Origin of the sequence: Kurthia massiliensis (assembly GCF_000285555.1) — a bacterium.
Taxonomy (GTDB): Bacteria; Bacillota; Bacilli; order Bacillales_A; family Planococcaceae; genus Kurthia; species Kurthia massiliensis.
Window position 1 is genome coordinate 86,407 of the sequence record NZ_HE610999.1, and the last position, 25,079, is coordinate 111,485.

The following is a 25,079-nucleotide window of genomic DNA, read 5'->3' on the forward strand; positions in this document are numbered from 1 at the left end:
TATTGTCGAAAAACTATTCAATCAATAGATAAAGATTGAATAGTTTTTCGACAATATGTAGCCCGATGCAGCAATGCTACATCGGGCTGTTTTTTTATTATTTATATACTGTAATTTTCGTGCCTTTAGAATAATTTTTCCCAGCATCTTTTGCTTTTAAGTAAAGCGTCGTACGCGCTTTTTGTGCTGGCATACGTAACGTGTAATGACCGTTTTTGTCTACTTTTGCATTCGCAATCGCTTTCCCATTTTTATATAAATATACGCGTGAGCCTGGTTCTGCCTTACCTTTTACAACTTTTGTTGAGGCTGTCACTTTTGTTGTTACTTTCGGTTTTGCTGGTGCCACCTGGTCTTTTACTTTGCCTATTTGCACCGTTTTGTTCCCAGCTTTATCTGTCACAACGACTTTAAATTTCGCATTTCCTTTTAAATGATCAATTGTAAATGTGTACGTACCATCTTTATCTGCCTTTTTCGTATACGTTTTACCGTTGATCGTTACTTTAATCGTAGCGCCTTTTTCTGTTTTCACAGTAATTTTATTCGATTTATTTGACGCTTTAATTTTCGATACTTTCGGTGCCGTTTTATCCGCTACTTTGACCTCTGTTGTTGTTGATTGACCATCTTTTGTCGCAACGAGCGTTAACGTTGTATCTGCCTCTTGTTTAGGAATTTTAATTGAATAGTGACCATTTTCATCTGCAACGGCTTCACCAATTACTTTATCACCGTCTTTCACGATAACTGTTGCGCCTGGTGTCGTTTGACCTTTAATGACACCTGATTTATCTGACACAGTAGACGTTGTTTTCGGTGCTTCTGGCGCTTGTTGTGCTGGTGATTCTGTTGATGGCTCTTCTGTTGTCGTTTCTTCAGAAGGCTTCTCTGGTGTTGAAGGAGGCGTTACACTTACCGCTCCAACTTTGAAGTTTGCAGCTGATTTTACAGCGCCAAGTGGACTACCAGCAATCGCTAATTGTAATTGATAATTTCCTGCTGACGTTGGTGCGGTTAATCCGTGAATATGATGATAAAACATTGTATCTGCTTTTTTCGATACCGTGTTGCCATTTGCATCAATAATCGATGCGACCGGTGCTACACTACCCGATACAGCTGCATGTGTGTCACTACCATGTGCAACTTCATAAGAAACTTGTCCATCACGCAACACATATGCTGCCTCTTCTTCGCTAGCTGTCGCATAATCATTCGTTTGGTTTACTAATACTGATGATAAACGGTTATCGTAAGCATCTGTAATAGATGTCGTTGCACTTACAGCTTCGTTTGCATTATAAGCTGTTTTACCGATTTCTACCGCTGTTTTAAGTTGACCGCCTACTTTCCAAGTAGATACATCGCCTGCGACGAATTGTTGGTCACCTTTAGAGAAATAGTAGTTCCAAATTTTCGCATTGTTTTCTGGATCACCAAATCCAAGCTGTACTTGCATATTCATGTCGATATCTGATTGTACGTAGAAATTGTGGCCTGTACGTAATGTCGATGTGAATGAAGAGCTATATTTGTTGTAAGGATATAAAATCGCACCGCGGAAATCTTTAAAGCCTTCTGTATCCGCTTGAATTTTCACTTGCGCTAAATCTTCTTTATCAAATGTAACTGTATTGTTAGCATCTTCAGCAGCAGATACTTCTACATTTGGATTTAAGAAATAATAGTTGTCTTGTTTTTTATTTGCATCTGGTAATGTAACATAGTTTCCTTCAATGACATAGTGACCTGTAGAAGCTTCTTCTGCTACTTTATTTGCTGATAAGCTTATATCATCTGAAGCATCTAAGTAAATTGAGTCTTTTTTATAGTTTTGCAAGTTGTTCACAGTTGGATATGCTTTTTGCCCTGCAACAGTCACTTCTTTTTTAATCATCCATAATTTTGTTGACGTTTGAATGTCTCCACCATTCTCATCAATAGCATTTACTTTCACTTCACGCATCGTTTTCGGAATCGTCATCGTCGTATTTAAATCTGCTAATGAATCAAATTGACGATAGAAGTATGCATAGTGGCCGTCTTTAATATAACGCACTACAGCAACGTTTCCGCCTTCTAACGCACTTGTTTTTAAATTATCTGGTAAGTTTAATACTTTTGAGCTATCAGAGTTACGGTTATAATATTGATTCCACGTAATATTACCATCGTCATCTTTTTCAGCACGTAATAACGTTACATACGTCGCAACATTTGCACTTGCTTCATCTTTTAATGTAAATGTTGAGCCCGTATCTGCTAAGTGCATCGTTAATGTTTTTGAAATACCGTCTTCTTGCTCTGTAGAAGGCTGTTGACCGGCATTACGTGTTAACGGACTTGCTTTCGCTGTTACAGAAATATCATAATCCCCTTGTACGTAATCGGCTGCTGTCAATACGATAAATGAATACATGTAATACATTCGGTTCGCAGGGTTTACTGCATTTTTCGCATCACTATCTAACAATACTTTATTGTCGCTATTACGCTTAATAACATATTTCGCGTAAATGTCACCGAAATCTTTTGATTCTACTTTCCATTCTTCATCTTGTTCTTGCGTTTGTGTTTTACCCGTCTCGACATCTTTTTTATATAAAGCATCCTCGCTATTATTTAACGTACCGCGCTTCATGCCAACGAGCTCATTGCCATATTGATCTGCAAATACTTGCGTTGTGTAAAACGCTTGGTCTAATTTGTAAGCTGTATTCGGATCTTCACGTTCAATATATTCAACTTTACGTTGTTTCGCATAACGCGCAACCGCTTCTTGGTCCGCTTTTAAGTCGATACTAATTTGGCCGCCTACTTTAAGCGCTGTTTCTTGACCTTTCGTTACACTCGCTTCTTTACCTTCTGCAAATGAATAAATCCAGTTGCCTTTACCGTCATTCGTATCGTCTTTTACTTCCGCATCAATAATGTATTGATAATCGCCAGGTGTGACGTAGAAATGACGGCCTGTCGCAATGCCTTCGCCAAATGCTTCGTTCATTGCATCGTTATATACGTATAACACGGCATTTTCTAATTTTTCGTCTGAATTATCGACTGATAATTCACCAGCCTCAGCTGCATCAAAGGTAATCGTTTGCGCGGACGTCATATTTTCGTTCGTTTTTGATAAGAAATACGTATTACCGTCTTGTTTCGCATAAGAGAATAAATTATAAGAAGCTTTATCTACGTATAACGTTGGCGCTTCTGACCCTAACGCATTAATGTCTGTCATTTCACCGACAGTATTTCCTTTGCTATCTTGCATCGAAATGAAATATTGAGCATCTTCAATCGCTGAGCCGTCTTTACCTTTTGTCGTAAGATTTACTTTTTGTGTATTTTCACTTTCTAACGTGATCGCACCTTTATCGTTAATATCACGAGAATACACGAACCATGCGTTATCGCCTTGTGCATCATCAAATTTACCTTGTACAACGACACGTAAATCTTTTAAGTCTGTTCCTACATAACTTGGTACACGTACAGCCCCTGCATTATCTGATGCACCGCTCCATAATTCTTTATAAGAACCGTCTTCATCTTGCTCATATAACTTCACCGTTGCCCCTTTTGCAACTTTATCACTCGGTGTTTTCACACTAAACATATAGCCTGATGAAACGTTGTTTTTTACTTGAATTGTACGTTCATCTGTACTTACGACTGTATCGCCTTCATACGCCACAATTTTGACAGCATGTGCGCCGTCTGTTAAAGCTGTCGTATCAAATGAAGCATCAAATTGCTTGTTCACTACGTTACCTGATGCTACTTCTGTACCGTCCACGTATACTTTCATCGCTGTGACGTTGTCATCTGTCGACACAGATACTGGTGTATGACCGACAACATTCGCATTTTTCTTCGGTGCATTCACTGTAAATGGTTTCGTATCTACATTTTTTTCTAACGCTTTCACCGCATTTACTTTGCCATAACCTGATTGATTGTCACGACCTTCATCACCTAAATCTGTCGCTGTATTTTCTAGCACTTGCGTTACTTCATTGACAGTTGCTTCTTTATTTTGTGCTTTATAAAGCGCTGCTACTGCGGCTACGTGCGGCGTTGCATAAGAAGTACCTGTACCCGTTGTATAATGCCCATCTTCATCACCTAAGTCACCGTCAAGAGACGTACTAATAACGCCGACACCTGGTGCGACCAAATCGACTGTTTCACCGACATTTGAGCCACTATACACTTGGTCATTTTTATCGACTGAGCCGACTGAAATGACATTATCCGATGCTGCTGGGAAGTTCGCATCTGCGTTACCGCCGCCATTCCCAGATGCTGCTACGACAACAACGTCTTTTGCAACGGCACGTTGAATTGCTTCTTCAATCGCGTCACTATATTCGCCTGAAAGACTCATATTAATAACGTCTGCACCTTTTTCTACTGCATAGTCGATACCATCAGCGATATCAGCAGCTGTACCTTCACCATTTTTCGCCATTACTTTCACAGGAATGACTTGAACATCTTCTTCACCCGCTACGCCAGCGATCCCTTTGCCATTATTGGCACTCGCTGCGATAATACCTGATACGAACGTACCGTGTCCGTTATCATCATTCCCATTTAAATTCCCTTTATCTTTTGCACTTTGAACAAACGTCTTTCCATCTGTTAAACGCCCTGCTAAATCAGCATGTTCTAAATCAACACCTGTATCTAACACCGCTACTTTTACTGCATCTTTATTCGCCGCATTTTTCGCTTGTGCCCACGCAGCTTCTGTCTCGATTGCTTTTAAGTTCCATTGATTATCAACATATGTATCTTTTTCGCCAGATTTTACTTCCGCTACAGCTTGTTGTAATTGTTCTGTCGTATCATCTGTTGCCACTTTATAAATTTTATTTTCTTCAACGAAATCGACATTATCGTCTGCTTCTAATTTTTCCACGACTTTATCAGCGTCTTCTACAGAAACGTCAATAACCGTTTTATCGTCATAAACATTGACGATTTCCGCATCAAGCGTTTTCGCTTCTTTCGTTGATAACGTATCTTCTGATTTGTATTGCACTAATAATTGTGTCGTTTCTTCATTCGTTTCAGCTTGTGCTTGCATATTAACTGGTAAAATTGCCGATGCTGTTAATGCAACCGTTGCTACTTTCGCAATTGATTTTTTCATATGTAAAACTCCTTTGAGAATCATTTTCATTTAAATTATTCAAATGCATCATAAATGAAAATGATTATCAATTTCAATCATTTTTCAAAAAAAGCAAAAAAATATTACCTATCAAAGCATTTTTCAACCAATATGAGGGCAAATACCTATTTTTATTTGTTAATGATTTATAATTTGACAAATTTATTAGTAATTATTTTTCAAATATTCAGATATATAGACATGGACTTTTGCTTGACTTTAAATTATTTTAGCTAGTTGTTTACGATATTAGATATTTGCGTTATGTTAGAAACATTCAAATAAGTAAGGGATTTTTATATGGCTATTATTAATGCAACTGATCAAACTTTTTATGACGACACGAAAAACGGGCTCGTACTTGTCGACTTTTGGGCAACGTGGTGTGGTCCTTGTAAAATGCTAGCACCCGTTTTAGAACAATTAGCAACTGAAATTGACGTGCCAATCGTAAAATTGGAAGTTGAAGAAAATCCAGCGACTGCAAGCGAATACAGTATCATGTCTGTACCTTCACTATTTTTAATGAAAGATGGCGAAGTCGTTGCAAAAACTGGCGGGTACCAACCGAAAGAACTACTAGAAGAATTTATTAATAATTATCGCTAAAAAACGACGACACCCCTCTTTTCAATTGAAAAGAGGGGTTGTATGTTTTCATTTTTACAAACGCCGCCAAAAAGACCGCAAAAGTCACCTTTCTTAAACACAATTGAAACATTTGTCGAGCAATTAGAAACAGGCGAATGGCGCCATTTTTCGACGACGCATTTATCACCGACTGAACAATATTTGATTCAAACATTACAAGAACATTATGAGTACAACGAAACCCGTTTAGAACAGGCAGATACGCTATTTTCAGCAATTTGTGCAGCCGCAAATATCGGTTATTTCGTGACAGACGTCGTAAATGGTGATTTAACGATTTCTGAAACGACAACGATATTTAGTCCACAATTACAGCAAATGCTTGAAATTGATGATACAGAACGCTATGAATTTACGAACTTTATTCATCCAGATGATCAACTACATATGCAACAAACATTATCAGAAGGCCTTTATGCGAGAGTACCTCATATGCATCACCATTACCGGATTATGACCAAAAACGGACATATTCGGCATATCGACTGTTACGTACAATTGTTATTTACGAAAGACGTCCTGACGCAAATTTACGGTGTCGTGCGTGATTTAACAGACGAGATTGCAGCTCAACAGCATTTAGAAAATACGCTTGAAAAATATAGTTTAATTACGGAAATTATGCATGAGTCTCCTTGGGAGGTAAATATTCGCAATTATCAGAATTTAAATGATACAGCTAATACAGTTTGGTTTTCAGCACAGTTTTTAACAGCTTTCGGGTATAATGATGCGACACAGCCACAATCGTATCGTGCATTTGCAGAACTCGTACATCCTGAAGATCGTGCTTATACGAATGAAACATTTAAAGTTTGTATGCAAGAAGCTCGTCATCACAAAAAAGCATCATGTGAGCTCGTTTACCGCGTTCGTAATTATCACGGCGAATATATTTCAATGAGTGACCGTGTGCCCGGCCATCGAATTTTAATGAGTCAAATTAAAGGCCGTTGAAAATTGCTTAGACTTAAAACCATTAGAAATCGTTTTAGATGCAGGTTATTATAATGCGGACCTTATAAGGGAACTTGTTCATTCAAATATTACTCCCTATATTTCTTATAAGAGATTTAAAAATAACCAGCACCCTAAATGTAAAAATGCTCATTTTAAACAGATAAATGATTCTCTATATGTATGTAAACAAGGTATTCCTTTTTATCATGTAAATACAATACGTCAAGGCTATCATATATATCAACCACCTAAAGGTTCTTGACAGAACTGTCCTTATCAACAGAAAGCGGACGAAGACCGACTTTTAAGAATTTCTATTCATCAACCATATTATGATATTGCGAGAAATAACCGTTTATCTCCAAGAGGCAAACAATTAAAACCTGTACGTTCTTCTACGATTGAACTTAGTTTCGCAAATAGTAAAGAGCTCCATGGTATGCGTTATGCACGCTACCGCGGAGCTCTTAAAGTAATGGTCAGGTTTTAACGACCGCCATCGTACAAAACCTTCTCAGGTTCGCCAACCTGGAATTAGCCAAAAAAATGGGCTGGTTCTTAACATATGAACCTATTATAAAAAAATTCGAAGAATTTGAGTAGAAAAAAGACTCAAATTTCCACAGAAAATAATTGACAGACGACTTTTTAAACAAACTGAAAACGTCCTACCTTTTATGTATGGCGTTTTTTATTTTTTTGATATTTTTTTGATATTTTTTTGTTTATTTTCCCAATATTGTGAGCAACATTCAATTCATCCATAGAATGAAAAGATAGAAATTGATGTAATATTTGCATGATAAATAAGATTATTTTGAAAGTTTTTATAAATTAATTTCTTCCATTTTTTTCGAATATTTTAATTAGGGATATTTTTTATCCCATATTTACTTTAGCAATATACGCCTATTATTATGCTTTTATAGACTTTCTTAACAAGATTACATTTTTCAGAAAAATGGTGGGATATTTTAAAACCCACTATTTTTTTCTTTTTATTCTCAAAAGAAGGATTGTTCAAAATATTATATATTTCAGAAAAGTTTTTCTTTTTGTTAAAAATATATTTTTATTATAAAAACACTTGAAACTTTTACACTATACCTCTAGGATAATAAACGTAACATTTAATCAAATCTAAAATCTAAATATTGAGGTACTCACACATGTCTATTTTAATCGGAATCGTAGGCCTGATTGTCGTTCTTGGAATCGCTTACTTAATGAGTAGCGATCGCAAAGCAATCAACTTTAAAGCGATTGGTATCATGTTCGTATTACAAATCATCTTAACATTAGTAATGTTTAAAACTACTGTTGGTTTAAAAGTAATCGAATCTACTAGTAATGGTCTAACAAAAGTGATCAACTATGGTCGTGAAGGTATTGACTTCGTTATTGGCGGTTGGATCCCAGAAGGCGGTTCTCCATTCTTCGTTAACGTATTATTAATTCTTATTTTCACTTCTATGTTATTATCACTTTTAACATACTTACGTATTTTACCGATCATCATTAAATACGTTGGTGGTTTCTTAGCGAAAATTACAGGTGTTTCTCCAGTTGCAACTTTCCACGCAATTAACAACATTTTCTTTGGTCAATCTGAAGGTATTTTAGCAATCAAATCACACGTACTTAAAATGGATAAAAACAGCGTTATGGTTATGTCTATTACGTCTATGGCATCTGCATCTGCCTCTATCATGGCATCATATATCACGATGTTACCAGCAAAATACGTATTAGGTGCAATGGCGCTTAATGCTTTATCTGGTTTAATCATCGGTATTATTATCGCCCCTGAAACTGCAGAAGCAAGAGAAGAAACAATCTCTATTAAACAAGCGAGCCCTGCTAAATCTTTATTTGATTCAATTTCTATCGGTGCGATGGACGGTGGTAAAGTTGCGTTAATCGTAACTGCAATGCTTGTGTCATACGTTGGTTTAATGGCATTAATCGATGCTGCTTTCAACGGTATGTTCGGTATAACATTTACTGAAGTTTTAGGTTACATTTTCGCTCCAATCGCTTGGATTATGGGTATCCCAGCTAGCGACATTTTAATCGCTGGTCAAACAATGGGTACAAAACTTGCGACAAATGAATTCGTCGCTATGTTACAATTCATGGATGAAATGAAAAACGTTTCTGAAAAAACAATTGCAATCGTATCTGTATTCTTAATCAGCTTTGCTAACTTCAGCTCTATCGGTATCGTTGCCGGTGCTGTACAAGCTGTAAGCGGTGAAAAAGCTGCGATCGTGACAAAACATGGTCTTAAAATATTAGTTGCAGCTACATTAGTTTCAGTATTTACAGCTACATTAGTAGGTTTATTCATGTAAGCATTAAAAAGTAAACGTTTACTTTTTAATTACAAAAAAGACTCCGCCAATTTGCGGAGTCTTTTTCTATTTCATCCAAATATCGATGCCAAAACGTTTCATCATAAGCTTTTCTGCAATTGTTCGAGCATTAAAGTTGTCCCAACTTGCAGCATATAAGGCTTTACGATTTTGTTGTTGCACTTTTTTCGCCCAAGCACGAATCACATCAATCGCATAGCCACGTCCACGATAACGTTCGTTCGTAAATACATCGGCCTCTGCTGCGTCATTGGTTTGATAAGCACTTCCACAAATCGATACCGGTATACCTGCTTCAATGACACAAAATACAGGTGCATGCGCTTCTAATTGTTCGTACATCACTGGAAACGCTTCTTGAATTAAGTTTTTATTTTGCGCTGTAATTTCAATTGGCCCCTCAATTAATGAATCAATCGTCGGAATCTCATATACCGGGCCAATATGTAATTCATTGAGTGTACTTTCTGCACTAAATGCTTGAATAGCTTTTAATAAATGTTCATTTGGCGTCTCATCTATAATACTTTCTAGGCGCGCTCTTAATGGTCTCGGTAACGATTCATGATATTTCACATATGTTTTTTTACGTGTAACGCCTAAATAAAAGGCAGGACCTGCTTCAAAAGGCGCGCGATTCCACGTTTCCACATCTCCTGTTTCCGTTTGTTTAAATAAAACATCTATACGTGCTGTCATTAATTGTTGTGCATCCATCCGAAAACCTTCTTTCTTATGAGTTCTGCTGTAATGTCGTTTGGATAATCGTTTCGATGTCTAATAAATCATCTACAACATAATCTGCATTTACTTGCTGATCGCCTGATTTTTTCCACGCTGTCAGCATGCCTGCTCCCTTTGCGCCATCGATATCGACTTCAGGGTTATCTCCGACAAATAAACTTTCCTCAACACTTACACCTAGCTTATCACACGCACGTTGGAATAATCGTGCGTCAGGCTTTCGTAGTTTTTCCCAATCCGAAATAAGAATCGCATCGAAGTATTGTTCCATACCGAGTGCGTGAATGACCGACAATTGAAATTGCCCAATCCCATTTGATACGATCGCTAGTTTTTGCCCCTGTGCTTTTAAATTTGATAGTAATTGTTCTAAATGTGGAAATGGAACGACGTATTCTGGAAAATGAATGATGTAATCTGCCAGTAATGCGTTCATCGAAAATGGTAGTGAAAATTCTTCGACTAGTTGTGTATATACTTTGTCTTTCCAAACTGTTCCATTTTTATCTAATGCTAAAAAACGCTCTAAATAAGCGTCGCGGTCGCACTGTAAATTTAAACGTTCATGTTGACGTGAAATAAATGTTTGAACGACAGATGCGCGGTCGAATAACGTACCGTCTAAGTCGAATAATACTGCGTGAATCATATCCATTCCCCCTATTATGAAAGCTTCATCAATTGCGTCGTACGTAGGAGTGCGTCGAAGCGATCAATCACTTCATCTGCTTGTGCTAACTCATGTGCCGTGGAAAAATCAAAGCGTACACCAATCGAAGTTAACTGATTATCTTTTGCGGCGCGAATATCAGAAAGACGGTCGCCAACAACAAAACCTGCTGTAACGTCCGCTTCTGCCATAGCCAATGCGACAAGATCTGACTTATTGCCGTTCGGCAGACGGTCAATACTATATACCCCATTTACGTAACGTTGTAAGCCGTAATGCATGACGATTGCGTCTAAATATGCGGCTTGCCCATTGCTCACAATGTATAATGGATACGCTGTATACAATGTTTCTAACGTTTCTAATACGCCCTCATATAATGCGCCTCGCCCAGCGGTAATATGATCGATTAAAATTTGTTGGAACAATGCATTATTTTTTTCGTGCTGCGCCACAGACTGCATTGGACAAAGCGTTTCCCAAACGACAGATAACGGTGCTCCCATGATTGCACGATACGTTTCAATAGGCGTTTCACCATCCCATAACCCTTCACTTCGCAAAATATGAAATACATCTTCTAATGCCGATGCTAAAATTAAGTCTGTTTGAAATAATGTCCCATCCATATCGAAAAAAATCGCTTCTGTCATGATGATGCCCCCTTAAATTATGTAAAGATCCCCGCATATACTTTTCTCTTCTTACACACTATAACATTTATTTGAAATTTCAGACAATATATAAAACTTCATTCGGTAAATGTAAGCGAATTCAATTTATTTTGAAAAAAAGTTATTCATGATGCATATGATGCTCCATTTTTGGCGTCGTCTGTTCTTCTTAAATGAGTGGCATTACTGCAACAATAAATGCTAATACAATTGTGCTCACTACTACTATAACGATCATACGCTTTGAAAACAGTTGATGACGATGATACATCATTAGATGTTGTTGTCGCACAAGATGACAGCAAAAAATTCGAGACGATGAAAGCATTCTTAAAACAAGATATTATGACACAGCTTGGTGCTGTGAAACTTTCTGACCTCGTATCTGTCGATAAAACGACAACACCTTCTTCTATTAGTCGTCAAGACGATAAAGAATACGCAACTGTTACTGCGGGTATTAAAGTAGACGATATTTCAAAAGTCTCAACTCGTGTCGACAAAGCTGTAAACGATATCGACTTTAAAAATGGCGTCGAATTAGAACAAAATGGTACAGCGGCAGACATGGCTGAATCTTTTAAACAATTAGGTTTAGCAATTATCGCTGCCATCTTCTTCGTTTACTTCATTTTAGTTGTAACGTTCCGTGAAGGTCTTGCACCATTTGCGATTTTATTCTCATTACCATTCACATTAATCGGTGCAGTACTCGGCTTATTAATCGCCGACGAACCGTTCTCAGTTTCATCAATGCTCGGTATTTTAATGCTCGTCGGTATCGTTGTCACAAACGCGATCGTGCTCGTTGACCGCGTTATTCATAACGAACATGACGGCCTATCAATGCGTGAAGCATTAATTGATGCTGCTGAAACACGTCTACGCCCAATTTTAATGACGGCGATTGCAACAGTGTTTGCACTACTGCCACTTGCATTAAGTGACAGCGCAAGCGGTTCATTAATTTCAAAAGGATTAGGTATTACCGTTGTTGGTGGTTTAATTACATCTACGATTCTGACACTATTTATCGTGCCAGTCGTCTACGAAGGGTTATCAAAAATCTTTAAGAAAAATCGTCAAAAAACAATTGATTAACTAAAAAATCCGGTATCGCCTTATGGCAATACCGGATTTTTTTAATTAATTTTTCGGAAGCTATCGAAATGACTATGCCAATACGAATCGCTCAACGACGTTATTTGTACTTTTTTACCTGATGCGGATACCATTTGATTGTTGCCAATGTAGAAACCTACATGACTAATACCCGGATTTGATGGAATCGTGTTTTTGAAAAATACGAGATCGCCCACGCTCGGTGTTTGCACGCGTGTAGAAATATTGTAAAATCCTGCAGCTGTCAAACGTCCTTTATATATGCCTACTTGGTTATATACGTAATAAACGAGTCCTGAACAATCAAAACCTGTACTAGGTGAAGCACCTGCCCACGTATATTTAATGCCTACGTATGATGTAGCGATTTTTTTAATTTGATTGCCGACCGATGTTTGCTTAGAAACAGTCGTCGTTTTTTGCGTTGCTGGTGTAACTGTTTTTGATGCTGTGCCCGTCACTTTCAACTTTTGACCAACAAAAATTTTGTCATCTTTAAATTTATTTAACTTTTGTAGCGTAGCTAATGACATATTGTAACGACTCGCAATAACGCTTAACGAATCTCCACTTTTCACCGTATATGTTTTTGTCGTTGTTTTCACAGTCGTTGTTTTCACAGTCGTCGTTTTCTTTTCTGTTTTTTTCTCGGTCATTTTTGCTGTTGTTGCCGGCACTGTTAATTTTTGACCGACATAGATGGCAGGAGATTTTAAATTATTTAATGTTTGTAAGTATGTATAAGTTGTGCCGTATAGACTCGCAATAACGCTCAACGAATCTCCACTTTTCACCGTATATGTTTTTGTCGTTGTTTTCACGGTCTTCGTTTTCTTTTTCGTCATTTTCTTTTTTGTCGTTGTTTTCGCAGCTTGCACTGTTAATTTTTGACCGACGTATATATGATCAGACGTTAATTGATTCATTTTTTTCAGTTTTTCAAGTGATAGCCCGTACTTTAAGCCGATGCCACTTAACGTATCACCTGATTTTACAGTATACGTTTTTGCAGATACTTCTAGCACACTTGTAAATGACACAGCACTACCGATAATCGCGGCGACCGCTTTTTTATATGTATGACGCATGACCTCATCTACTCCCCTTTTCATTATTTTTAAATAATATATGTGTATTGTACGCTTTTACTTAAGCGTATTATAGTATAATAGTTCCACAATTCTTTAGACCTATCTAGCTTTATAGTATAGCATATAGACTAATAATGGTTAAAAAATACGAAATTAAACTGACGTAGCCATGCTCAGAAGATATAATGAAGTATATTTGTTAACTTTGACGGGTATGAACCATTTGGCAAAACTTAACTTACAACATATTTATAAAATTTATGATAAAAACGTAACCGCTATAACAGATTTTAATTTAGACATTGAAGATAAAGAACTTATCGTCTTTGTTAGTCCATCTGGATGTGGAAAATCAATGACACTTCGTATGATTGCGGGTTTAGAAGATATTTCTAAAGGTGATTTTTTAATCGATGGTAAACGTATGAATGACGCTCCTTCAAAAGATTGTGACATCGCGATAGTATTTCAAAACTACACGCTTTACCCCCATGTGAGCGTATAAGAAAATATGACATTTGGTTTAAAATTACGTAAAGTACTTAAGTCAGAAATCAAAAAACGTGTCGAGGATACTGCACGCATTTTAGAATTAGAGGAATATTTAAACCGTAAACCAAAAGTACTGTCGGGCGGGCAACGTCAACGTGTCGCACTTGGACTTGGACGTACAATCGTTCGCGACGCAAAAGTATTTTTAATGGATGAACCACTGTCAAACTTAGATGCAAAACTACGTGTGCAAATGCATGCCGAAATTATTAAACTACATCAAAGTTTACAAACGACGACGATTTACGTGACGCATGACCAAACGGAAGCAATGACGATGGCAACGCGTATCGTCGGCATGAAAGATGGGATGATTCAACAAGTTGGCTCTCCGAAAGAAGTGTATGAAAATCCTGTGAATGTGTTCGTTGGAGGCTTTATTGGCAGTCCGGCAATAAACTTTTTCAATGGCACATTACAAGATGACCAAGTCACAATTGGCAATACGACGCTCTAAATTCCATCAGCACGTATGAACGTACTTCGCGAACAAGGATATGTTTATAAACAAGTCATCACCGGCAACACAGCTTCACATACGCACGTCAACGTAAAAGTAGATGTGGCCGAATTGTTCGGGGCGGAAATTATGCTTTATGCCCAATTAAACAGTCAAACTTTTATTGCACGTGTGGATGCAAACTTTAATGTCGAAGCTGGGCAGCCATTGCAACTGGATGTGAATATGGAGAAAGTCCATTTCTTTGATGCAGAAACAGAACAACGTATTATTCTTTCATAATACAAAAAAGGAGCACCTACATATGCGGTGCTCCTTTTTTAATACTTTATAAACGGCCGTAACCGACAAGACGATCATGCCAATAACCACTCGTAAGATCTGCATAGCTGACGCCACTGCTCGAAGCAGAAATCATTTTACCGCCCCCTACGTAAAAGCCGATATGTGTGATGCCACTTTTACTCATCGTATTTTTAAAGAAAACGAGATCCCCTACTTGTGGATTTGTCACTTTCGTAGCGCTAGCGTAATAGCCAGCAGCTGTTGTACGTCCGATAGAACGTCCTGACTGTTTCAATACGTAATAAACATACCCCGAACAATCAAAACCTGATGGCGTCGAACCACCATATACGTACTTTACGCCAAGATATTGCTGTGCGATTGACATCGCACTCGCATTAGATGATGTCGTATTCGAAGTAGACGTTTTGTTTCCTGTTTGTGTAACAGGTGTGGAAGTTGTTTTCCCTGAAACTTTTAACGTTTGACCAATATAAATCGTCGTGCTTTTTAAACCGTTCAACGTCATCAATTGTTGATATGTAGTTTGATAACGGCTAGCGATTGCACCAAGTGTGTCGCCGCTTTTGACAGTATATGTGGATGTGTTTGTCGATGATGTTGAAGCGGTTTCTGTCTTTTCTTTTTGCGTGGTAGATGTCGTCGTTGTTGACGTTTTACCCGACACATTCAATTTCTGACCTACATAAATAACCGTCGATTTCAAATTGTTGTCTGCCATTAATTTCGTATACGTCGTACCGTAACGACTCGCGATAGCGCTAAGTGTATCACCACTTTTTACTGTATACGTTTGCGAATTAGATGTCGTCGTTTTCGCAGGTCGCTTCGTTATCGTTGATGTAGACGTTTCATTAATTTTTAATGTTTGACCAGGATAGATGATAGTAGATGTTAACCCATTGTCTGACATAATTTTTTTGTAAGAAACACCGTACTTCGTGCCGATGCTACCGAGCGTATCACCAGATTTTACCGTATAGCTTGCGGCTTTCGCATCGGTTACGCCTACTAACATTGTCGTACTTACTGCTGCAATTGCTACTGCTTGTTTCATATAGTTCTGCATCCAAAACCTCCATATAAACATGTGATATGTCTATTGTAGCTTTTAGATATTTCTTTCTTATTACATTTATATGATATTTTGTACTTTTTTATTATTTTTTGTGTAACAAACTAAATTGTTAGGCATTTTAGGATAATTAACGTAAAAAAAGACGCTCCTTATGAGCGCCTTTTCGCCTTATTTCGTCGCAATAAATACGAGGTCTTCTGAAAATTTGTCCGCTTCACGCCATGTGAAATCACCGTATGTTTCGACCGTGAACCCAGCAGCTGTTAAACTATTTTTCCATGCTTCCATTTCACGGAAACGTAACTGAATTTCTACAGATGTCACTTCTTCATCGCCTTCATACAATGTTTCTGTGAACGTGAACACTTCATTTTTGTAGCCTTTATAAGCATTGTGTACTTCATATGTTTTGTCGCCAATCGTTGCGATATCAGGCGAGTCGTCACGCATCCAACGATCCCAAATATGCGCTTTCGGGTTGCGCGTATCAAAGACGAAACGGCCGTCTTTTTTCAATGAACGGTATGCATCTGCCACAACTTGCTGCCACTCTGCATCGTCGACAAACAATTGCGACACGTTCGCTGTCATAAGTACTAAATCATATGCCTCATCTTCTAATTGTGCACTTTCCCCTTGTACCCATTTTACGCGATCAGCTTGTGGTTTTTGTTTTGCAATGTCTAAAGCTTCGGCATTCGGATCAATGCCCGTTACATTTGTATACTCAGCGAAGCGAAGCGTTAAACGCCCTGTCCCACAGCCAAGGTCTGCCATCGTTTCTGGATTAAAGCGCTTTACAAGTCCGCTGAAAAAATCAGCATCTTTTGCCCAACGGTTTAATGTGTCATATACGACTGGAATCATCTAGTTGTCCCCCTTTATGTAAAAAACGTTAAATTAAGCATAAACGATTATTAAGCGAGAAACTAGCGCTTTTTATAATTTTCAGATAATTTTTAAGGAAAATTTTAGTGAGTTTTGTCGATATCACTCTTTACATGTCGAAAGACGTAAATTCTTTTAAAATAAAGTGTTGTAAATATAAATGATTGGGCAATATATATATAACGATTAAAAAGGGGGATTCTTTTTGTTTCATTCAAAAATTATGATTCCAATTCAACAACCTCGTATTCCACTAGAGCGACAGACAAGAGAAGAAGATTACTCATTTTCACGCAATGTTTATGAATTTTATACATTTAAATCGTATACCTTCGTTAAAAGCGATCATGATGATTGGTTTTTAGTTGCAAATTTTACATGTAACACATTAAATGAGCTAAAATATACGCGACAAATTCGACGTCCTCAATATATGAAAGACGAAACACTGCCGGCTATTGATTTACTCACCTCATTAAATCTTCAAATACCAGATTCATTTCGTTTCGATAAAGCATTCGGTCATGTCTTATATGAAGTAGAAGCGTTAGAAGATATATCACCACGACTTCAATTAAAAATTGCGAATTATGATGGCAAAGACGATCCTGAAGTGAGCCCAGCTATGCATTATATTCAAAATATTTACGATAAAGAACATACGCATTTTGTTGCAGGTATTGAAACATATTCATTTGCGACGATTACGGAAAATTCGTATTTAGCTAATCAGTTATGGCCTGAAAATATTGGTGAACTTTATTTACTATTGTTTACATATTATAAATTGTATCGCACATGCCCTTCCTATCAAATGATGCCAAAATTATTGTGTAACGTCTGGCATTCTACAGAAGCACTCTGTCATGACGCCAATGATTTATTGTATAAACGCTTCATATTTTAAAAAGCCTACATCTACACGTAGGCTTTTTTCATGCATTATATTTTTTCAACGAGTTCCCACAATTTCTCCGCTACTTCCACTGCATACACTTCTGCCGTTGCGCCGCCATTTACGTCCCAATCGACGTAAGCACCGTACATACCCCAGCTTAATAAAATCGCATCGAGCTTATGCCCATTTAATATCTGCGCAAAAATGCGTTCCAGTTGTGCTTTCACTTTTTCTTCAATCATTTGCGTAAACGTATTATACCCGCGTCGGCAATGTGTGTTCAGTTTGTCGTGAATTTCTACGATTGATAAAAACATGCGCGCCATTAAATCTTTCGTTAACCGTTCTTGACACGTAAAAAATGTTTTCATGACAGCGCCTGTTTCTTCTGTTAACACGACATCAAGCAATTCATACTTATCGACGAAATGCGCATAAAACGTTGCACGGTTAATCGTCGCAAGCGTCGTAATATCTTTCACGGAAATTTGATCAAAGTTTTTCGTTTTAATCAGTTGATTAAATGCATCTACAATTAATTGGCGTGTGCGAATGGCACGTGGGTCGGTCGTTTGGTTTGTCATCAACTCATCCTTTCGGCAACAGTTTTTCAAATGTGTTGTGTAAGCGACAAATTGGTATTGTTGTTCGTTGTACAAATGTCACTTTCGTTTTATAGTGTAACTATACAACAGGTGTTGCTTACAAAACAACTGTTTGAAACATTCTAAGGGAGGCAATATTTATGTTACCAATTCATACAATTCAATCAATCGCATTACAACAAGGAGACGGCCGCAATTTACGCTACGTTCTACAATTAAAAGACCCGATGGCCAATGACCCATTTATCATTTTGGCTGATGACAAATTCGCGCATAACACATTTGCCGATCACCCACATAAAGGGATGCAAACAGTGACGCACGTTTTAGAAGGCAGCTTAACACACTACGACAGTAAAACAGGTACAGGTGGTAAATTGTCAGAAGGCGACTTCCAAATTATGACCGCTGGACGAGGCATTATTCATAATGAAAATCCTGATCGCGGCGAAGAAGTACGTGTCCTACAACTTTGGGTCAACTTATCACCAAAAAATAAACAACAACCCGGGAATTATCAAGATTTACCGAATGCAAAAGCACCCGTAAAACAAATTGACGGCGGCGAAATGACCGTATTTGCAGGCGATGTTGACGGGACTACATCTCCACTTCAACTATTAACACCTTTCGTGTACGCACAAGTAAAACTTGAAAAAGGGGCACGTTACGAGTTTCCAGTAAACGCTGGCTACAACACATATTTATACGGCTTAGATGGTAAATTCAGCGTCAACGGTGAAGCACTACAAGCATTTGATACTGTACACTTTGACATCGTAGAACATGCAGATACGATTTCACTTGAAGCATTAGAAGATACGACAGTCGTTATTTTCAGCGGTGAACCAATTAAAGCGCCAGTCGTGGCACAAGGTCCGTTCGTCATGAATACGCAACAAGAAATTCAAGAAGCATTCGCAAGCTATCGTAACGGTACATTTTTAGAAGGCGTACCATATTAAAAAGGAGGAAATTCAAATGAAAATTCAATTATATGCAGATTTCACATGTCCGTTTAGCTATATGGGGAAACGTCGTTTAGATGAAGTAATGGCAGCGAGTGATGAGCCAATCGAGTTTGAATTAAAAGCATTCCAATTAACACCTGATGCACCGAGAGATAAAGCTGTGCGCACCGTCGATTTATTAGCAAAAAAATTCGGTAAAACACCGGAAGAAACACTTGAGACGACGAAACGATTACGCGACCAAGCAGCACAAGCTTTTAATCTTGAATACAATTACGACACGATGATTGCACCGAATACAGAAAATGCCCATCGCTTAACAAAATGGAGCGCGCAATTTGGCAAAGCACACGATTTAACAGAACGCTTCTTCGCCGCTATTTTCACACGTGGTTTAAATTTAAATGAAGAAAGCGATATTCTTCAAGTGATTGAAGAAGCAGGTTTAGATGTCGAAGCGGCAAAACAAGTACTCCATTCTGACGCATACCGCGAAGAAGTAGCTGCCGATCGTCAACAAGCACTTCAACAAGGTATTCGAAGCGTACCGACATATATCGCCAATGACAAAATCATTCCAGGTATTCAGCCGGTTGAAACATTTTTATCAGTCATTCATGCATAACGAAAACCCCGCGAAAATCATCGCGGGGTTTTTATGTTAAGACATCATATATTGTAATTTTTGCGAGAAATTCACGTGTTGTGGATCCCAATCACGCACGTCACATTGATATTGCTGGTAAGGCAGGTTCAAGTCTTTCACGAATTGCACAAATTGTGTATCAAACCATGGTGGACTCCAAGCGCCAGACCGACAAATATGTATAACGTTCGTGTCGATTCGTTCTGGTAATTGTTGCAGCGTCGGATAATGAATATCAAATGTACGATTCATTTCGTCAAAGTCAGTCGGATGTTCACATGTGAACGGACTGTAAATAATATGCGCTGACTGAATCGTTCGTTGTTTTAATAGTTTTCCGAGCCAGTTGGCACAATTCACTTCAAAGTCTAATGAAGCCAGACCCCCATACCCTAAATCTGAATGGGCATCAAATAAATAAACGTCATCGATTTTAAACTTATGGGCAATTTTATAAGATAACGCATGTGAATCAGATACGAATACTTTAACATTCGGCCCCCACTGAAACTTCGTACGGACCATTTGCCAAAAGTATTGTACTTCTTCTGCTAAACGAAAATATTGCTCGAAATGTTTACCGTACGACTCATATTCGAAATATCGTTTATACCATAAATCATGAATTGTACGCTCATTTTCGATGCTTGAAATAATTTGTTGATTTCCGGTTGAGATGAAATAATCCCAATCGATTGATAATAAACTAGCCATTACATTCGACCTCCAAAAATCATTTTTTTACATTAAAATCATAGTACTATGGACTTTAGATTTCAAGTAAAGGTATTGTTTTTATGCTGAAAACACCTCTCTCAAAGAGAGTAAGGAGGGGCTGAATGCGAACATAATCATTCTATTTGTATCAATCGATTGAAAAGAACATAAGTTCCTATTTAAATTTTATGAACTTTTGCCGATGGACATTTGTTAAACGATTGTTTTCGAAAATCGAGGATGTTGCCACATTTCCTTCCATTTCACTACCGCTGCAATGACAATCATAATACCAAGCGCTAACATAATACATGATAAAATGCCGTTTAATACGTTATAGCCACCTGCTTGTGCATTCCAATAAACATTTTTCACCATCCAGAATCCTGCAACGTTTACGGTAATGTATAAGTAAACAAGTGGGATAAAGCACGTTAATGCGTAAATACGTTTGTCGGCTACTTTTAACACAAACGTCACACCACAAACGAGACCGATTGATGCCATTAATTGATTAGATACACCGAATAATGCCCAAACAGAAGCGATATCCCCTGAATTTAATAAATAGCCCCACATGACACAAGCAAGTGCACTCGCGCCAATTGTCCCTGGCAACCAATCTGTACGTTTTAGTGGCTTATACACATTACCTAGGAAATCTTGAATTAAGTAACGTGCTGTACGTGTACCGGCATCAATCGCCGTTAAAATAAATACCGCTTCGAACATAATGACGAATTGATAGAAATATTTCGTTAAATGACTAAACCATTCAACACCTGAGAAAATAGAAGCCATACCGACTGCTAAAGTAACAGCCCCGCCTGTACGTCCTTCTAAACTAATGCCAACTGCTTCTGCAAGCTGTGGTAAATCGACTGTCGACATACCAAGCGTCGCAAATACTTCTGGCGTTGAGTTAATCGCAAAATAATCTCCTGGGTGAAGCACTGTTGCTGCAACGAGTGCCATGACGCCAACAAGTGATTCAACGAGCATCGCACCGAAACCGACGACGCGAATATCGTCCCATTTGTTTAACATTTTCGGCGTTGTCCCTGAGCCGACGAATGCATGGAAACCTGAAATCGCACCACACGCAATCGTAATAGAAACGAATGGCCATACTGGACCTGCTACAATTGGGCCACCGCCGCCTAAGAAATCAGGAATAACCGCTGGGAATTGAATCGCCGGATTAATAATAAATACGCCGATAATTAATGCGATAAAGACCCCAATTTTCATAAAACTGCTTAAGTAATCACGCGGTGCCAATAAGAACCATACTGGTAGTGCTGCCGCGAAAAATGCGTAAATCGGTAAAATAATTGATAACGTTTCACGATCTAACGTTAATACATTGCCTAACCATGTACCTTCTATGTACGGTCCATAAAAAACAGCTGCAAGTAGTAATCCAATCCCGATAATCGTCGGGATCAATAAATTGTTCATCATACGTTGCATGACACCCATCAGCATCGCAATCGGAATCGTTGCCGCAACCGCAAATGTACCCCACGGATTTTCAGCTAAGGCACCTAAAATAACCATCGATAAACCGGCCATCGTAATCGTAATAATAAATAACATCGCAAGACCTGTACAAAAACCTGCCACTGGTCCAAGCTCTTCACGCATTACTTCTGAAAGTGATTTACCACCTTTTGTCATCGATGCAAATAACACGACTGCATCATGTACAGCACCACCAATTACTGCCCCGATTAGTAACCATAAATAACCTGGTAAATAACCGAACTGCGCCGCAAGCACTGGCCCTACAAGTGGACCCGCTGCTGCGATCGCCGCAAAGTGATGACCAAACGCTACCCACTTATTCGTTGGTACGTAATCTTTCCCATCGTTATTCACATGCGCCGGTGTCGGTTGATCGTCATTGATCTTCAATACTTTTTTCGTAAAGAAAATACCGTATAAACGATACGCAATCGCTAACACACAAATCGCACCGATCACGAGTGTAATCGCATTCATCGCTTCATCTCCTATCTTAAAAATGCTCTTTCACACAAAATAATGTTGTATTAAGTGCCTTTTTTCTCACATATTCATTTTTAGCACATTGTTTTCAGAAAATAAAGTCTTTTCTTTATTTTGTACAAAAACCTATTTTAAGGAAAAATAAACAAGTAAATTTGTTTACATATTTACTTAACGTTATACAAAAATCATCCAATATGTATTGTTTTTTATACGCAAAAATGGTGATTGGACCTAATTAATTCCGCAATTTGTTATGGTACGCTTGAAAAAACAAACATGGGGGTTTTAACATGAAAACATTCATCGCGAGTGCGGCGATCGTAGCGGTTGCTACATCTACAATTACAACACCTGTTCAAGCAGCTACTTATAAAGTAGTAAAAGGAAAATTAGTGAATACTAAAACAGGAAAAGTTGTCACAAAAACGACGGTCTTTAAAAAGAAACTGTATCAAAAAGGAACATTGGCAAAAGGCACAGTTTTATATAAAAAACAGCTATATGTAAACGGCGTGATTGCGAAAGGCTTTAAGCTATATAAAGGAACATTGTATGAAAAAGGAAAAGTGCATAAAGGCATTAAAACGTTTAAAGAACAATTATATGTCGATGGGAAACCGCATCCATCTACATATGTATTTGTATATAACAACGTGCTTCACCATGGTGAAGGGTTATACGAAGGCATTGTAGATTACAAAGGATTACGCTATCAAAATGGTTACGTTTATACAGGAATCGGTGAGAATAATACGTATTATGTAGAAGGGGAAAAAGTATTTGACGGGGTTATCAATGATGCCGATGTCACGTTACAATACATAGGTGAAACGTCTGCAGTCGTACGAATTAAAGATGTACCTTTAGATATAAAATTAAAAGATCCTAATACAAATATCTCTATGCAAGGTGGCGTTGCTACAAAAAAAATCATTAAAACATCGACCAATTTAGGCACACTTGAATTTACATTTACAAACCTTGCTTCTAGTAGTTCATTTAGTGTTACAATTGATCGTTTATATTACGGGGTAGGTCGCGGGACAATTGAATTAAAAAATAAAACATTTTCATTTAAACCACTATTACAACTAAAAGCGAATGCAGATTTCAATACACTTTATAATGATGTCGAGAAATTAAAAAATATGAGCAACAAAGAAAATGAAAAGTGGTTCACGACAGAACATGATGCGTTAAATACACGTGCTTCTAAATATGAACAATTATTCGGTAACAATGGCTCTATGGCAACTGCGAATCCATCTGTCTACTACGCAGCACACTATTTATACAACGAATTCACTCAACTAAAATCAACATACGATAAACAATATTTCCAATAGACACTACTTATTGAGAACGACTACTTATTTTGTAGTCGTTTTTATTTTTGTCTGAAAATTAAAAATATTATTTACATTTTATAACAAAATAGTTATTATCTTTAATATGCATGAAAAATAAGGGGGAACGATATGAAAGTTTTAGAAGCAATTAGTCAGTTTGCAGGCAAATATTTTGCAGTACTCGTATTATTAATCGCTGTCATTGCTTATTTCACACCATCTACATTTGTTGGGTTTGCACCGTATATTACGATTTTACTCGGGGTCGTGATGTTCGGTATGGGGCTTACGTTAAAAGGGGCAGATTTTAAACTAATTTTAACGCACCCAAAGCCAGTTATTATTGGTTTAATTGCACAGTTTTCTGTCATGCCGTTAACAGCAGTTGCAATTGCTTACGCTTTAAAGTTACCACCAGATTTAGCTGCAGGGCTCGTATTACTCGGTTCAGTCCCTGGGGGCACAGCTTCTAACGTCATGGTTTATTTAGCAAAAGGGAACGTACCATTGTCGATTACGATGACTTCTTGTTCAACGATTTTAGCGCCGATTATGACACCTGTTTTATTATATTTACTTGCAGGGCAATGGATGCCAGTCGATCCAATCGCAATGTTTAAATCCATCATTTTAGTCATTATCGTACCGATTGTTTTAGGCATCGTCGTTCAAAAATTAATGCCAAACGTTGTAGAAAAAAGCATTTCCGTTGTACCACTTATTTCTGTTGTCGCCATCATTATTATCGTGTCAGCGATTATTGGGGGCAACCAACAAAATATCGCTTCAGCAGGTATTTTAGTATTTTTAGCTGTATTCCTTCATAACGGTGCAGGATTACTGCTCGGTTACTTCGCGGCAAAAATGATGAAATTAAGTGTACAAGATCGACGCGCTATTAGCATCGAAGTCGGTATGCAAAATTCTGGTCTCGGCGTATCACTTGCGAAAGCACACTTTGCAGCTGATCCGATGACGGCGTTACCGAGTGCCTTTGCGGCGGTTTGGCACAACATTTCTGGACCAATCATTGCGACGATTTGGGCAAATCGTCAACCAACATCTACTGAAACAACTACACATGCACCAATTGGGCAACCAATCAAAAACGAGGACTAGCAAAT

19 protein-coding genes and 2 pseudogenes are annotated in these 25,079 nt (G+C 37.9%); 11 read left to right on the plus strand and 10 right to left on the minus strand.

Features of this window, described 5'->3' with window-relative positions:
• Positions 1-97: 97 nt before the first annotated feature.
• On the minus strand, positions 98-5,164 hold the full coding sequence (locus KMHG_RS09975) for a S8 family serine peptidase (protein WP_010289181.1): 5,067 nt from the start codon (positions 5,162-5,164) through the stop codon (positions 98-100).
• A 321-nt stretch (positions 5,165-5,485) separates the two neighbouring features.
• Between KMHG_RS09975 and trxA the strand changes: the two genes are divergently transcribed.
• From trxA to KMHG_RS09990, 4 genes and pseudogenes are all read left to right on the plus strand, one after another.
• Positions 5,486-5,794 carry a thioredoxin gene (gene trxA, locus KMHG_RS09980; RefSeq protein WP_010289182.1) on the plus strand — a complete coding sequence of 103 codons (309 nt, stop codon included), beginning with the start codon at positions 5,486-5,488 and terminating at the stop codon, positions 5,792-5,794.
• A 42-nt stretch (positions 5,795-5,836) separates the two neighbouring features.
• Complete coding sequence (locus KMHG_RS09985) at positions 5,837-6,793, plus strand: PAS domain-containing protein (RefSeq protein WP_010289184.1); 957 nt, start codon at positions 5,837-5,839, stop codon at positions 6,791-6,793.
• A gap of 280 nt (positions 6,794-7,073) precedes the next feature.
• Positions 7,074-7,286, plus strand: a pseudogene (locus KMHG_RS19435) (transposase); the annotation flags it as partial.
• Positions 7,287-7,965: 679 nt separating this feature from the next.
• Positions 7,966-9,150, plus strand: a complete 1,185-nt coding sequence (locus tag KMHG_RS09990) for a NupC/NupG family nucleoside CNT transporter (RefSeq protein ID WP_010289187.1) — start codon at positions 7,966-7,968, stop codon at positions 9,148-9,150.
• A gap of 66 nt (positions 9,151-9,216) precedes the next feature.
• Here KMHG_RS09990 and KMHG_RS17725 read toward each other — a convergent pair whose 3' ends face one another.
• The 3 genes from KMHG_RS17725 to KMHG_RS10005 are packed head-to-tail and all read right to left on the minus strand — an operon-like array spanning position 9,217 to position 11,238.
• Positions 9,217-9,888, minus strand: a complete 672-nt coding sequence (locus KMHG_RS17725; protein ID WP_010289188.1) for a GNAT family N-acetyltransferase — start codon at positions 9,886-9,888, stop codon at positions 9,217-9,219.
• 16 nt (positions 9,889-9,904) lie between these two features.
• Positions 9,905-10,564, minus strand: a complete 660-nt coding sequence (locus KMHG_RS10000; protein WP_010289189.1) for an HAD family hydrolase — start codon at positions 10,562-10,564, stop codon at positions 9,905-9,907.
• Between the two features lie 14 nt (positions 10,565-10,578).
• On the minus strand, positions 10,579-11,238 hold the full coding sequence (locus KMHG_RS10005; protein ID WP_010289191.1) for an HAD hydrolase-like protein: 660 nt from the start codon (positions 11,236-11,238) through the stop codon (positions 10,579-10,581).
• A 264-nt stretch (positions 11,239-11,502) separates the two neighbouring features.
• Here KMHG_RS10005 and KMHG_RS10010 point away from each other — a divergent pair, with 264 nt between their 5' ends.
• Entirely contained in the window at positions 11,503-12,360 is an 858-nt protein-coding gene (locus tag KMHG_RS10010) for an efflux RND transporter permease subunit (RefSeq protein WP_010289193.1), read from the plus strand.
• Between the two features lie 41 nt (positions 12,361-12,401).
• Here the strand turns inward: KMHG_RS10010 and KMHG_RS10015 are convergent, their stop codons facing one another.
• Positions 12,402-13,469, minus strand: a complete 1,068-nt coding sequence (locus KMHG_RS10015) for a C40 family peptidase (protein WP_010289194.1) — start codon at positions 13,467-13,469, stop codon at positions 12,402-12,404.
• Between the two features lie 226 nt (positions 13,470-13,695).
• Here KMHG_RS10015 and KMHG_RS19570 point away from each other — a divergent pair.
• Positions 13,696-14,766 (plus strand): annotated as a pseudogene (locus KMHG_RS19570) (ABC transporter ATP-binding protein).
• 46 nt (positions 14,767-14,812) lie between these two features.
• On the opposite strand, the gene KMHG_RS10025 reads toward KMHG_RS19570, so the two are convergent.
• Both KMHG_RS10025 and KMHG_RS10030 read right to left on the minus strand, forming a co-directional pair.
• Positions 14,813-15,859, minus strand: coding sequence for a C40 family peptidase (locus KMHG_RS10025; RefSeq protein ID WP_010289202.1), 1,047 nt, complete (start codon positions 15,857-15,859; stop codon positions 14,813-14,815).
• A gap of 177 nt (positions 15,860-16,036) precedes the next feature.
• Positions 16,037-16,735, minus strand: a complete 699-nt coding sequence (locus KMHG_RS10030; protein ID WP_010289203.1) for a class I SAM-dependent methyltransferase — start codon at positions 16,733-16,735, stop codon at positions 16,037-16,039.
• A gap of 226 nt (positions 16,736-16,961) precedes the next feature.
• Here KMHG_RS10030 and KMHG_RS10035 point away from each other — a divergent pair, with 226 nt between their 5' ends.
• Entirely contained in the window at positions 16,962-17,663 is a 702-nt protein-coding gene (locus tag KMHG_RS10035; protein WP_010289204.1) for a hypothetical protein, read from the plus strand.
• Between the two features lie 35 nt (positions 17,664-17,698).
• On the opposite strand, the gene KMHG_RS10040 is transcribed toward KMHG_RS10035, so the two are convergent.
• A complete protein-coding gene (locus tag KMHG_RS10040; protein WP_010289206.1) occupies positions 17,699-18,238 on the minus strand; it encodes a TetR family transcriptional regulator in 540 nt (179 codons plus the stop codon).
• A 161-nt stretch (positions 18,239-18,399) separates the two neighbouring features.
• Between KMHG_RS10040 and KMHG_RS10045 the strand changes: the two genes are divergently transcribed.
• Together KMHG_RS10045 and KMHG_RS10050 are read left to right on the plus strand one after the other, a co-directional pair.
• Positions 18,400-19,224, plus strand: a complete 825-nt coding sequence (locus tag KMHG_RS10045; protein WP_010289207.1) for a pirin family protein — start codon at positions 18,400-18,402, stop codon at positions 19,222-19,224.
• A gap of 16 nt (positions 19,225-19,240) precedes the next feature.
• On the plus strand, positions 19,241-19,855 hold the full coding sequence (locus KMHG_RS10050) for a DsbA family oxidoreductase (RefSeq protein ID WP_010289208.1): 615 nt from the start codon (positions 19,241-19,243) through the stop codon (positions 19,853-19,855).
• Between the two features lie 36 nt (positions 19,856-19,891).
• Here the strand turns inward: KMHG_RS10050 and KMHG_RS10055 are convergent, their stop codons facing one another.
• Both KMHG_RS10055 and KMHG_RS10060 read right to left on the minus strand, forming a co-directional pair.
• The gene (locus tag KMHG_RS10055) at positions 19,892-20,590 is read right to left on the minus strand and encodes a hypothetical protein (protein ID WP_010289209.1); all 699 of its coding nucleotides are present in this window, start codon (positions 20,588-20,590) and stop codon (positions 19,892-19,894) included.
• A 216-nt stretch (positions 20,591-20,806) separates the two neighbouring features.
• Entirely contained in the window at positions 20,807-22,597 is a 1,791-nt protein-coding gene (locus tag KMHG_RS10060; RefSeq protein WP_010289210.1) for a carbon starvation CstA family protein, read from the minus strand.
• 299 nt (positions 22,598-22,896) lie between these two features.
• Between KMHG_RS10060 and KMHG_RS10065 the strand changes: the two genes are divergently transcribed.
• Positions 22,897-23,952 carry a hypothetical protein gene (locus KMHG_RS10065; RefSeq protein WP_010289215.1) on the plus strand — a complete coding sequence of 352 codons (1,056 nt, stop codon included), beginning with the start codon at positions 22,897-22,899 and terminating at the stop codon, positions 23,950-23,952.
• A 132-nt stretch (positions 23,953-24,084) separates the two neighbouring features.
• Positions 24,085-25,074 carry a bile acid:sodium symporter family protein gene (locus KMHG_RS10070; protein ID WP_010289218.1) on the plus strand — a complete coding sequence of 330 codons (990 nt, stop codon included), beginning with the start codon at positions 24,085-24,087 and terminating at the stop codon, positions 25,072-25,074.
• The last annotated feature ends 5 nt before the right edge of the window (positions 25,075-25,079 follow it).